Genomic DNA, 11,816 nt, shown 5'->3' with positions numbered 1-11,816 from the left:
TTGGCCCCGGCGCCAGCGCGCCGCCCCCGGCGCGCCCCGGCCGGTCCGGGGGGCGGCGCGGCCGCTCGGCAGTGCGCCGGGAGCGGCCGCGCCGCCCGCCGCCGGAACCGGTCTCCGGGCCTATGCGGACTTCCGGTAGGCCCGGAATGCCCGTGTGGCCAGGAAGCCCATCACGACAGCTGCCGCCGCGAGCATTCCCAGGTGCGCCCCTGTCGTGCCCCGGTCGGTGCCTGGAACCATCGCCTGCCGGGCCGCGACGACCGCCCATTCCAGGGGGTTGTACCCGGCGACGTTCCCGACCCAGTTCGGGGCGAGGTGGAGGTCCATCACGGCGGAGCTCAGGAACATCAGCGGCAGCGTGGTGAACTGGGAGATCGCGATCAGCGTCGCCTGCTGACGGGTCAGCAGGGCGACGGCGTTGGACAGTGCCGAGAAGATCAGCGTCAGGAGTACGGCGGCGAGGACGGTGACTCCGACGCCGGGGACCCCGCCGGGGAAGCGGGCGCCGGCGAGGAGCGCGATGCCCACGATGACCAGGCTCTGGATGACGGTCTGGATCGCCTGGTAGGTCATCGTGGCGCACATCATGGCGCCGCGGCCGGCGGGCGAGGTGAGCAGCCGGTCCATGACACCGCGGTCGATGTCCTGGAGGTAGGTCGTCCCTGCCCAGGCGCTCGCGAACAGCGCGGTCATCATCACCACGCCCGGCGTGAGGAACTGCAGGAACCCGCCACTGCCGGACGCGAACCCGGGCAGATGCACCACCGAACGGAAGAGCTGCCCGAACAACAGCAGCCAGATCACCGGCTGCACCAGCCCGATGACGAGGAAGGTCGGCATCCGCCACAGTGCGCGCAGCAGACGGCCGGTGAGCAACGCGGAGTGTGCGATCGAGGTCAGCGGACGCGGGCGAACGAGGTTCCGGTGTGCCGTGGTCACTGCGCCGCCTCCAGGGACTTCGGGGCGTCCTCGCCGTTGGTCCCGAGGCTGTGGCCGGTGTGCCGGAGGTAGACGTCATCGAGCGAAGGCCGGGCCAGTGTCGCCGAGTTCACCGCGATTCCCGCGATGTCGAGCGCGGCCAGCACGGGCGGCAGCGCCCGCGCCCCGTCATCGGTCCTGCCACGGACCGTGCACCCGTCCATGGTGATCTCCCGCAGCTCCGGCACCCGTTGCAGCACCGCCCGCGCCGCGCCGTCGGCCTCGCGGAGTTCGATCTGCACCGCGTCGCCGCGCAGATCGCTCTTGAGTTCCTCCGGTGTGCCCGCGGCGACCACCGTGCCGTGGTCGACGATCGCCAGCCGGTCGGCGAGGTGATCGGCCTCGTCGAGGTAATGCGTGGTGAGCAGAACCGTCATCCGCTCGTCCCCGGCCATCCTGGCGATCTCGTGCCACATCTCGCTCCGGGCCTGGGGGTCGAGACCCGTCGTCGGCTCGTCGAGGAAGAGCACCCGCGGGCGGTGCATCAGCCCCAGCGCGACGTCCAGCTTGCGCGCCATGCCGCCGGAGTACGTGCGCACCGGCCGGTTCGCGACGTCGGTCAGGCCGAACCGGCCGGTGAGCTCACCGGCCCGCGCCTTGGCGTCGCGGCGGGACATCCCGTGGATGCGGCCCGCCAGCAGCAGGTTTTCGGCCGCGGTCGCCATCGGGTCCGTGCCGGGCTTCTGCGCGACGTATCCGATCGCCCGGCGCACCCGGTCCGGCCTCGCCGCCACATCGGCGCCGGCGACGCGCGCCGATCCCGAGTCGGCGGCCGCGAGCGTGGAGAGAATCTTCACCGTGGTGGATTTCCCGGCGCCGTTCGGGCCGAGCAGCCCGAAGACGGTCCCTTCGGCGGCGGCGAAACTCAGCCCCCGCAACGCTGTGACCGGGGGTTTGTTCCTGCCTGCCGAGTAGGTCTTGACAAGATCAACGGCTTCCAGAGCCATGTCTGATCGCCTGACCGCAACCATCGCCGCACACCCTTGAAAGAAGCTGGTGTGACTCCCGCCTTCCTGGTGTCACCGGACACGAGGAGGCTGAATGGCGAGGGCAAAACCCTACGGCGAGATGTCGCGCCCGACGCTAACAAGGGCGCGCGAGCGGCTGCAAGCGAAATTTTCTCCCCGGGCCCCGGCCGGACAAGGCTCCAGGCCGGGAGGCCCGGACCGCTCCCGGGCGCCGCCCGGTAGCGTTACGGCGTGGATGACGACGTGCGCCCCTGGGACGTGGCGGCGCCGCTCGTACGGGCCGCGCAGCGCGGTGACGCCCTTGCCATGGACGATCTGCTGAAGCTGGTGACCCCGTACGTCACCCGGCTGTGCGCTCCCATCGCCCCGGCCGACACCGCGGACGCCGTACAGGAGTCGCTGCTCGCCGTCTTCCGCGGGCTGCGTGGGCTGCGGGACCCGCTGGCGTGTTATGCGTGGGTGCGGGCGGTCACCGTGCGGGAGGCCGTCCGGGTGGCGCGGCGGAGGGCCGAGGAGACGCCCGCCGATCCCGAGGAGATCGCCCGGTTGAGCGATCTGCTGCCCGTCGACGGCGCCGAACTGACCGCCGATGTACGGGACATGCTGGCTCGGTTGCCCGTTCAGCACCGCACGGTGCTCGTCCTGCGGGAGCTGGAGGGCCTGGACGAGCGTGCCATGGCCGAGCTGCTCGACATCCCCGAGGGCACCGTGAAGTCACGGCTGAGCAGGGCCCGTTCGTCCTTTCGGAAGGTGTGGACGCGGTGAACGCACTCGATCCGGTCGCCCGATTGCGTGTGCTGGCCGCCGGGCTGCGCGCCCCGATGTACGCCGAGCGGCGGATCGGCCTGCCGTTCGAGCAGGTGTGGGCGGTCATCGCCGACCTGGAGGGCGAGCTTCCGCATCTCGTTTCCTTTGTACGGGAGTTCCGGGTCGCGGCGGGCGACAGCGAGCGCAAGGAGGCGCGGGCCGTGGATGTCCTGGGCCTCCGGGGGCCGTTCGAGGTGCGGCTGGGTCCCGGGTGGTGTCTGATGCAGTCGCGGCTGGTGACGATGGGCATGGCCGCCGTGCCCGATGACGGCGGAACGCGGCTGGCGGTGTGCGGCGCGATGCGGCCCGCCGCACTCGGCCCGGTACAGCGCACGTACCGGCGGCTGCTCGGCGAACGGCGCACCCGCGCCTTCTTCCGCGAGGTGGAGCGACGGGCCGCACTGCGCTGATCCGCGCCTCGGCCCGCCCCTCGGCCCGCCGTTCAGTCCGCCGTCAGCCCGCCCTCAGCCCGTCCCCGCGATGAGCTTCCTCAGGGACTCGGCCACCGCCTCCGGGCGCTCCTCGTGGAGGTGGTGGCCCGCGCCCGGCACCACCGTCACGGTCAGGCTGTCGGCGTAGGGATCGCCGCCCCGCAACACCGCCGGCGGGATCACCGGGTCGTGCTCGCCGCCCATGACGAGGGTGGGAACGGTCAGGCGCCGGCGGCGGTGTGTGCCGCGCAGGCCCGCCGGGATCTCCCGTACGACGTACTGCCAGAACAGCGCCTGCCCCGCACGGGCCGAGGTCTGGGTCGCCTCGGTGAACTCCGCGAGGTCCGCGTCCAGCCAGCCGGACCGGTCGGCGACGGCGCGTCTGAGCAGATACCGGGTGAAGGCCGGCCAGTGGCGCAGCACCAGCCGCCCGACCACCGGGTACTCGATGAACGCGGTGAACCACATCCGCCACAGGTTGGGCAGAACCTGGCGGTGCAGCGTCCATGGGTGCGCGGCGTTCAGGGCCAGGAACGCCCGGAACCGTTCCGGGGCCCGTTGGCAGATCCGGAAGCCCACGCCGGCGCCCCAGTCGTGGGCGACCAGCGTCACCCGGTCCAGGCCGAGCGCGTCCAGCAGCGCGAGCACGTCCTCGCCGAGGGAGTCCGTGTCGTATCCGCGCGAGGTCTGCCCGGACCAGCCGAAGCCGCGCAGATCCACGCAGATCAGCCGGTGGTCGGCGAGGAGCAGGGGGACGAGCCGGCGCCATGCGTACCAGTGCTGCGGGAAGCCGTGCAGCAGTACCAAGGGCTCTCCGCTGCCGAACTCCGCGACGTGCAGGCGGACTCCGCGCACGGTCACCCAACGGTGCTCCGCGCCTTCCAGATGCGGTATCGGACGGTCGCTGATGGTCATGAACTCCCCTTCGCCGGAGGCGGATTGCCGCGGTCACCTCGCCAGGAGTCGGGCGATCCGGCAAAGGTTCCCTCGAATTTCCCGCCGCGCATCGACGCCGATGCCGCGGGTCGCGCTCGTCGGCGGACGGCCGGGGGACGGCCGGGTGACGGCCGTTGTGCAAGAGCGGCGACGTCGTGCACTACGACCCCAACGGCTGGGACCACGGCGCCGGTTACCGAGGCCTCGCGACGGACTCGCTGTCCGATCCGGCCACGCTCCTCGGGCTCATGGCCGAGCACCTCGACGGCCTCCTTGCGGCCGAGGCCGATCGCCGGCACACGGCGGCCGCCGCGCTGCGCGCCGTCATGACGGAGCAAGTTCTCCGGGACGGCGAAACCTCTTTCTGGGACCCCGCATTCGAGTGAGCGGGCCGCCCCCAAACCCCCCTAGGCGTCCGTCTTCCGGACGTGGATTTCGCGCAACGGACGTTTTCCGGCCAATTAGTTGAACGGAGCCTGACAACCGGCCGTCGGTGGTGGGACTCTTCCCCGCAGCCGCCGCACGGGCCCCCACAGCCCCACGCCCGGCGGCAGCCCGTACGACCGCACCACCGGCACAGCCGACTGCACCCGCGCACCCGCGCACGTACGTCTCCCCCCACACGCTCCAAGTGTTCTGCCTCGCTCTGCCCGGACGGCCGTTCGCCGCCCGGTCCCCCTCGGCCGCACCATCACGTCGCGGCCACCGCAGAAGGAGTCAGTGTGAGACGCACCCCCCATGGGTCCATCCGCCGCACCTCCCCCAGACGCGCCACGGCGGCCGGCGCCCTCGTCGCCGTCACCGCGCTGCTGGCCGTCGGCGTACAGGCCGGCACCGGCACGGCCGCGGCCCCCCGGCCCGGCACGGCGCACACCGCGCCCAACCCCGGCGCACTGCCCGCCAAGCTGTCCCCGTCCCAGCGTGCGGAGCTGATACGGGAGGCCGGGGCCACCACCGCCCGCACCGCCAAGCAGCTGAAGCTGGGCGCCCAGGAGAAGCTGGTCGTCAAGGACGTCTCGAAGGATGCCGACGGCACCGTCCACACCCGCTACGAGCGCACCTACGCGGGACTGCCGGTCCTCGGCGGCGACCTCGTGGTGCACGAGAGCAAGAGCGGCAAGTTCAAGGGCGTCACGAAGGCCGTGCGCTCGCAGCTCAAGATCGCCGGCACCACGGCGAAGGTGAAGCCGGCCACGGCCGAGGCGCAGGCGCTCAAGTCGGCGCGGGCGCTGGGTTCGACGAAGACCGCGGCGGCCAAGGCACCGCGCAAGGTCGTGTGGGTCGCCGACGGCAAGCCGGTGCTGGCGTACGAGACCGTCGTCGGCGGGCTCCAGGACGACGGCACGCCCAACCAGCTGCATGTGATCACGGACGCCACGACCGGCGCGAAGATCTTCTCCTACCAGGGGATCGAGACCGGCGTCGGCAACAGCGAGTACAGCGGCAAGGTCACCATCGGGACGTCGGGCTCGGCACCGAACTTCTCGATGACCGACGCCACCCGCGGCAGCCACAAGACCTACGACCTCAAGCACGGGTCCTCCGGCACGGGCACGCTCTTCACCGATGCGGACGACACCTGGGGCGACGGCACGCCGCAGAACGCCCAGACCGCCGGTGTCGACGCCGCCTACGGCGCGCAGGAGACCTGGGACTACTACAAGAACGTGCACGGCCGCTCGGGCATCAAGGGCGACGGTGTGGGGGCCTACTCCCGCGTCCACTACGGCAACAGCTATGTCAACGCCTTCTGGGACGACGGCTGCTTCTGCATGACGTACGGCGACGGCAGCGGCAACGCCGCCCCGCTGACCGCCATCGACGTGGCCGGCCACGAGATGTCGCACGGTGTCACCTCCAACACCGCGGGCCTGGAGTACAGCGGCGAGTCCGGCGGCCTCAACGAGGCGACCTCGGACATCTTCGGTACGGCGGTGGAGTTCTACGCCAACAACGCCTCCGACCCCGGTGACTACCTCATCGGCGAGAAGATCGACATCAACGGCGACGGCACCCCGCTGCGCTACATGGACAAGCCCAGCAAGGACGGCGGCTCGGCGGACTACTGGTCGAGCAACGTCGGCGACAAGGACGTGCACTACTCGTCCGGTGTCGCCAACCACTTCTTCTACCTGCTGTCCGAGGGCAGCGGGCCGAAGGACATCGGCGGCGTGCACTACGACAGCCCGACCTTCGACAACCTGCCCGTTCCGGGCATCGGCCGGGCCAACGCCGAGAAGGTGTGGTTCAAGGCGCTCAGCCAGTACATGAACGCCAACACCAACTACGCGGGCGCCCGCACCGCCACCCTCCAGGCCGCGGCGGACCTTTTCGGCCAGGGCAGCGCGTCGTACAACACGGTCGCCAACACCTGGGCGGCGGTCAATGTCGGCTCCCGCGTCCCGGACGGCGGCGGGGTCACGGTCACCAACCCGGGCAACCAGACCAGCACCGTGAACCAGGCGGCCAGCCTGCAGATCAAGGCGAGCAGCGGGACGGCGGGCGCGCTGTCGTACGCGGCGAGCGGGCTGCCGGCCGGGCTGTCGATCAACGCGAGCAGCGGCCTGATCTCCGGGACGCCGACCGCCACCGGCACCAGCAATGTGACGGTGACGGTCACCGACGCCGCGAAGAAGACGGGTAACGCCGCCTTCACCTGGACCGTCAACCCGGCGGGTGGCGGCAGTGTCTTCGAGAACGCCGATGACGTGGCGATCCCGGACGCGGGCGCGGCGGTCACCTCGCCGATCAACGTCAGCCGCAGCGGCAATGCGCCGAGCACCCTGAAGGTCGGCGTGGACATCGTCCACACCTACCGCGGTGACCTGGTCATCGACCTGATCGCCCCGGACGGCACGGCGTACCGGCTGAAGAACGCCAGCGCGTGGGACTCGGCGGCCAACGTGAAGACCACGTACACCGTCAACGCCTCCTCGAAGGCGGCGAGCGGCACCTGGAAGCTGCGGGTCCAGGACATCTACGCGCAGGACTCGGGTTACATCAACGGCTGGAAGCTCACGTTCTGACGGTGCGGCGCCACCGCGACGTCATCTTCGTATGGCAGAGGCGGCCCGGTGCGCATCCGTCATCTCAACTGAGCTGCTGAGCAAGTGAGTTGGGCGTCGTCCCCGGATCTTCGGGGGCGGCGCCCCATTCCGTTATACGAACAGCGCGCCCCTCTCTACGGACGAATTTCAGCCAACCTTCCAACAGACTCCTGACATGCACGCGTTCGAATGGCAGTCTTCCCGACGCATGTCACACCCGCATCGCTTTGCACCCCCACCACTTGGCAAAGTTGAAGGAGCACGCGTGACCCCCCACATATCCCGCAAGACCCGTGTGATCGGTACCGCCGTCGTCGCCGCCGCCCTGCTGGGCGCCGGCATCACCGTAGGTACCGCCGGCGCCTCGACCAACCAGCCCACCGAGCTGGGCGGCGCCCCGCTGACGCTGAGCTCCACGCACCGCGCCGAGCTGCTGCACACCGCGGACGCCAACAAGGCGGTCACCGCCAAGGCGCTCGGCCTCGGCTCGCAGGAGAAGCTGGTCGTCAAGGACGTCATCAAGGACGTCAACGGCACCACGCACACGCGCTACGAGCGCACCTACGCCGGACTGCCGGTCCTCGGCGGCGACATGATCGTGCACACCGCCAAGGGCGGCGCGATCAAGAGCACCACCAAGTCCACCGAGAAGACCATCAAGGTCGCCTCCACCACCGCGAAGATCGCCCCCGCGGCCGCGCAGAAGTCGGCACAGGGCGTCGCGACCAAGTCCATCGGTGCTAAGTCGGCGGCCGCCAAGACCGCCCGCAAGGTCGTCTGGGCCGCCTCCGGCAGCCCCGTCCTCGCGTACGACACCGTCGTCACCAGCGTCCGCAAGGACGGCACGCCCAGCCGGCTGCACGTCATCACCGACGCCAACAGCGGCAAGAAGCTCTTCCAGTACGACGAGATCCACACCGGCAAGGGCGAGAGCGAGTACAGCGGCAGCGTCGAGCTGGGCACCAAGAAGGACGGCGCCAAGTTCACGCTGACCGACGACGGGCGCGGCGGTCACAAGACCACCAACCTCAAGAACAGCGAGAACGGCGACGGCGAGCCGTTCACGGACGACGACGACAACTGGGGCACCGGCAAGCCCGACGACCCGCAGACCGCGGCCGTCGACGCGGCCTACGGTGCCGGCGTGACCTGGGACTACTACAAGACCGTCCACGGCCGCTCGGGCATCAAGGGCGACGGCAAGGGTGCGTCCTCGCGCGTCCACTACGGCAACAGCTACGTCAACGCCTTCTGGGACGACAGCTGCTTCTGCATGACCTACGGCGACGGCCAGGACAACAAGGCCCCGCTGACCGCCCTGGACGTGGCGGCGCACGAGATGTCGCACGGTGTCACCTCGGCCACCGCCAACCTGGAGTACAGCGGCGAGTCCGGCGGCCTGAACGAGGGCACCTCGGACATCTTCGGCACCTCGGTCGAGTTCTACGCCAAGAACGACAAGGACCCGGGCGACTACCTCATCGGCGAGAAGATCGACATCAACGGTGACGGCACGCCGCTGCGCTACATGGACAAGCCCAGCAAGGACGGCCAGTCGAAGGACAACTGGGACTCCGAGACCGGTGGCCTGGACCCGCACTACTCCTCGGGTGTCGCCAACCACTTCTTCTACCTGCTGTCCGAGGGCAGCGGCGCGAAGGAGATCAACGGCGTCAAGTACGACAGCCCGACGGCGGACGGCAAGAAGGTCGAGGGCATCGGCCGGGACAAGGCCGAGAAGATCTGGTTCAAGGCCCTGACCGAGTACATGACCTCGAACACCGACTACAAGGGTGCGCGCGAGGCGACCGTCAAGGCCGCCACCGACCTCTACAAGGCCGGCAGCCCCGAGGTCAAGGGCGTCGAGGCCGCCTGGGCCGGCGTCGCGGTCAAGTAACGCGTCAGCCAACGGTGTTCGATCACGGAGTGATCGCTCCGAGGTAACGTGACCTCAAGAGCGGGCGGTGTCCGGAGTCCCTCCGGGCACCGCCCCTTCGCGTGCGACGGGGGTCCGGATGAGCGAAACGATCACAGTCCTGCTGGCCGACGACGAGCCGATGCTGCGGGCCGGGGTCCGCGCGATCCTCGGCTCGGATCCCGGGATCGAGGTCGTCGCGGAGGCCGCGGACGGCCGCGCGGCGGTCACCCTCGCCCGCAGGCACCGCCCCGACGTCTGCCTGCTGGACATCAGGATGCCCGGCCTGGACGGGCTCGCCGCCGCCGCGGAACTGGCCAGGGAGGTCCCCGGGACGGCCGTGGTGATGCTCACGACGTTCTCCGAGGACGCCTACGTGGCGGACGCCCTCGGCTCCGGCGCCGCCGGATTCCTGCTCAAGTCCGGCGACCCCAGGGAACTGCTCGCCGGCGTCCGGGCGGTCGCCGAGGGCGGCGCCGCGCTCTCGCCCGCCGTCGCCCGCCGGGTCATCGCCCACCTCGGCGACGGCCGGCTGGGCCAGGGCATCGCCGCCCGGGCCCGGGTCGCCGAACTGACCGGCCGCGAGCGCGAGGTGCTCGGCCTGGTCGGCGCCGGGCTCTCCAACGCCGAGATCGCCCGGCGGCTGCTCCTGGTCGAGGGCACGGTCAAGACGTACGTCAGCACGATCCTGGCCCGGCTCGGCTTCAAGAACCGGGTGCAGGCGGCGATCCTCGCGTACGAGGCGGGGCTGGTCCCGGCGTCATGAGGCGCCGACCGCTTCCGGCCGCCTGGCGCGGGCGGCTCCCCGGCCTCGCGCTGTGGCTGATTCTTTGCGTTCCGCTCGTCGCCACGTTCGATGCCCCGCACGCGCTCCAGCGGTGGGCGACGCTCGCCGGATTCCCGCTGCTCGGCCTGGCCGTACTGGTGCGCAGGCGTTGGCCGCTCGCAGCGGTGGCGATCCCGGTGGTGCCGAGCCTGGTGGTCTCGGAGCAGCTGGCCACGGGGGCGTACTCCCTCGCCCTGGCCCTCCTCGGCTATCTGGCCGGCGTCCGGATGGCGCGCGCCCAGCCCGCACTGTGGTGCTTCGCCGGCGTCGCGGCGGCCGGGGTGCCGCTGTGCGCGCTCGTCAGCCGCACCCTGTGGCCCTGGTTCACCCTCCTGGTCGCGCTGCTGCTCAATGTGGTGCTGCCGTGGCTGCTGGGCCGCTACCGCCGCCAGTACGCCGAACTGGTCCGCACCGGCTGGCGGCTCGCCGACCGGATGGAGCGCGAGCAGCGGGCCGTCGCCGACCGCACCCGGCTGCGCGAACGGGCCAGGATCGCCGGCGACATGCACGATTCGCTCGGCCATGACCTGGCCCTGATCGCCTTGCGTGCGGGGGCACTTGAGGTCGATCCGGCCCTGGACGCGGACCGCCGCGCGGCGGCCGGCGCGCTGCGGGAGGCGGCCGGGACGGCCACCGAACGGCTCCAGGAGATCATCGGCGTTCTGCGCACCGACGACGAGGGCGCGCCTCCCGCGCCGTCCACCGTGAGCGTGAGCGCGCTGGCGCGGCGCGCGCGGGAATCGGGGATGACCGTGACAGTGGAGAGGGTTGGCGACGACGACGCCCCCGAGCCACCGGCCATGACCGGCCACGCCCTGCACCGCGTCGTCCAGGAGGCACTGACCAACGCCGCCAAGCACGCGCCGGGCGCGGCCGTCGGGATCCGGACCGTGCGCTCCGCGGAGCGCGCGACGGTGACCGTGACGGTGACCAATGGCCCCCGGCCCGTGACCCGTGGCCCCCGCCCGGACGGTTCCGCGCGGGATCCGGTCTCCGGGGGCAGCGGGCTGGTGGGCCTGGACGAGCGGGTACGGCTGGCGGGCGGGACGCTGCGCAGCGGGCCGACGCCGGAGGGCGGCTTCGCGGTCACGGCACGGCTGCCGCTGACCGGCGGGCCGGCTCCCGGAGCCCCGGCGCCCCCCGAACCGACCGCCGCGGAAAGGGAGTTGGCACAGGCGCAGCGACGGGTGCGGCGGCGGCTGTGGCAGACGGTGGCCCTCCCGTCGGCGGCGCTCGTCGCGCTGTTCGTCCTGATGGGCGTCTTCGCGCTGGTCAGCCCCGGCTGGACGGTCCTGGACCGGGCCGCCTTCCGGAGCCTGCGGATCGGGATGCCCCGCGCTCAGGTGGAGTCCGTGGTGCCGTTCTTCGCGCTGGACACCCCGCCGGACGGCACCCCGAAGCCGCCGCGCGGCTGGTCGTGCACGTACTACGGCGTGGACGTGGAGACCACGTCCGCGTACGAGCTCTGCTTCGCCGGCGGCCGGCTGGTGCGCGCGGACACCGTGCACCGCAGGGACACCCCCTAGGTCCGCCGGGCCCTCCCCCGGCCCGGACACCTCGCCGCTCATGCGGCCCTCCGGGCCCGTACGGCACAGCCGCCCTACCCGTACCGCCGGGTCCGCCGATATGGCCGATTCCACCCCCTCAGGCGCTCTTGTACGGACTCCCTCCTGGCGAGAGGCTGCGGTGTGACGCCGACGGGCCCGGCGCGGCATCGGACATCCGCACACCGCAACTCCCTTGTGATTCAAATCTCTTGTGATTCACCTGAGTTGAGGAGGCGCCCCGATCGTGCCAGCGCATTTCCGCTCCGTCCCGCGAGAGTTCTGAAGGATGCCCGACGGGTCGCGACGGGCGAGGAGTTACGAACGAGTAGTTCACCTGCGTACCGGATTGTCCGGTCGTGCG

General features: G+C 71.3%; 10 protein-coding genes. 7 read left to right on the top strand and 3 right to left on the bottom strand.

The genetic code is table 11. The annotated features are described in order from the left end of the window. Positions 1–120: 120 nt before the first annotated feature. A complete protein-coding gene (locus ACIRPT_RS19440) occupies positions 121–939 on the bottom strand; it encodes an ABC transporter permease (RefSeq protein WP_403828480.1) in 819 nt (272 codons plus the stop codon). Further along, positions 936–1,925 (bottom strand): ATP-binding cassette domain-containing protein, encoded by a 990-nt coding sequence (locus ACIRPT_RS19435; RefSeq protein ID WP_403828478.1) that lies wholly within the window; start codon positions 1,923–1,925, stop codon positions 936–938. The genes ACIRPT_RS19440 and ACIRPT_RS19435 overlap by 4 nt, the downstream gene beginning before the upstream one ends. A 327-nt stretch (positions 1,926–2,252) precedes the next feature. Here ACIRPT_RS19435 and ACIRPT_RS19430 point away from each other — a divergent pair, with 327 nt between their 5' ends. Beyond that, on the top strand, positions 2,253–2,711 hold the full coding sequence (locus ACIRPT_RS19430) for an RNA polymerase sigma factor (RefSeq protein WP_403828645.1): 459 nt from the start codon (positions 2,253–2,255) through the stop codon (positions 2,709–2,711). Beyond that, positions 2,708–3,163 (top strand): hypothetical protein, encoded by a 456-nt coding sequence (locus ACIRPT_RS19425; protein WP_403828476.1) that lies wholly within the window; start codon positions 2,708–2,710, stop codon positions 3,161–3,163. Before ACIRPT_RS19430 ends, ACIRPT_RS19425 begins: the two co-directional genes overlap by 4 nt. A 54-nt stretch (positions 3,164–3,217) precedes the next feature. Here ACIRPT_RS19425 and ACIRPT_RS19420 read toward each other — a convergent pair whose 3' ends face one another. Then, positions 3,218–4,099: an alpha/beta fold hydrolase gene (locus tag ACIRPT_RS19420; RefSeq protein ID WP_403828474.1), complete on the bottom strand. Its 882-nt coding sequence runs from the start codon at positions 4,097–4,099 to the stop codon at positions 3,218–3,220. Positions 4,100–4,254: 155 nt separating this feature from the next. Here ACIRPT_RS19420 and ACIRPT_RS19415 point away from each other — a divergent pair, with 155 nt between their 5' ends. The 5 genes from ACIRPT_RS19415 to ACIRPT_RS19395 all read left to right on the top strand — a co-directional run bounded on the left by ACIRPT_RS19415 (position 4,255) and on the right by ACIRPT_RS19395 (position 11,434). Then, on the top strand, positions 4,255–4,506 hold the full coding sequence (locus tag ACIRPT_RS19415; protein WP_403828472.1) for a hypothetical protein: 252 nt from the start codon (positions 4,255–4,257) through the stop codon (positions 4,504–4,506). Between the two features lie 336 nt (positions 4,507–4,842). After that, entirely contained in the window at positions 4,843–7,146 is a 2,304-nt protein-coding gene (locus tag ACIRPT_RS19410) for a M4 family metallopeptidase (protein WP_403828470.1), read from the top strand. 286 nt (positions 7,147–7,432) lie between these two features. Then, a complete protein-coding gene (locus tag ACIRPT_RS19405; protein WP_403828468.1) occupies positions 7,433–9,064 on the top strand; it encodes a M4 family metallopeptidase in 1,632 nt (543 codons plus the stop codon). 118 nt (positions 9,065–9,182) lie between these two features. After that, the gene (locus tag ACIRPT_RS19400) at positions 9,183–9,848 is read left to right on the top strand and encodes a response regulator (RefSeq protein ID WP_403828466.1); all 666 of its coding nucleotides are present in this window, start codon (positions 9,183–9,185) and stop codon (positions 9,846–9,848) included. Then, positions 9,845–11,434, top strand: a complete 1,590-nt coding sequence (locus ACIRPT_RS19395) for a sensor histidine kinase (protein ID WP_403828464.1) — start codon at positions 9,845–9,847, stop codon at positions 11,432–11,434. The genes ACIRPT_RS19400 and ACIRPT_RS19395 overlap by 4 nt, the downstream gene beginning before the upstream one ends. The last annotated feature ends 382 nt before the right edge of the window (positions 11,435–11,816 follow it).

This window comes from Streptomyces sp. NPDC101227 (assembly GCF_044767545.1).
GTDB lineage: Bacteria > Actinomycetota > Actinomycetes > Streptomycetales > Streptomycetaceae > Streptomyces.
Note: the sequence above shows the minus strand (reverse complement) of the source record. Positions and strands in the feature narration are given on the sequence as shown.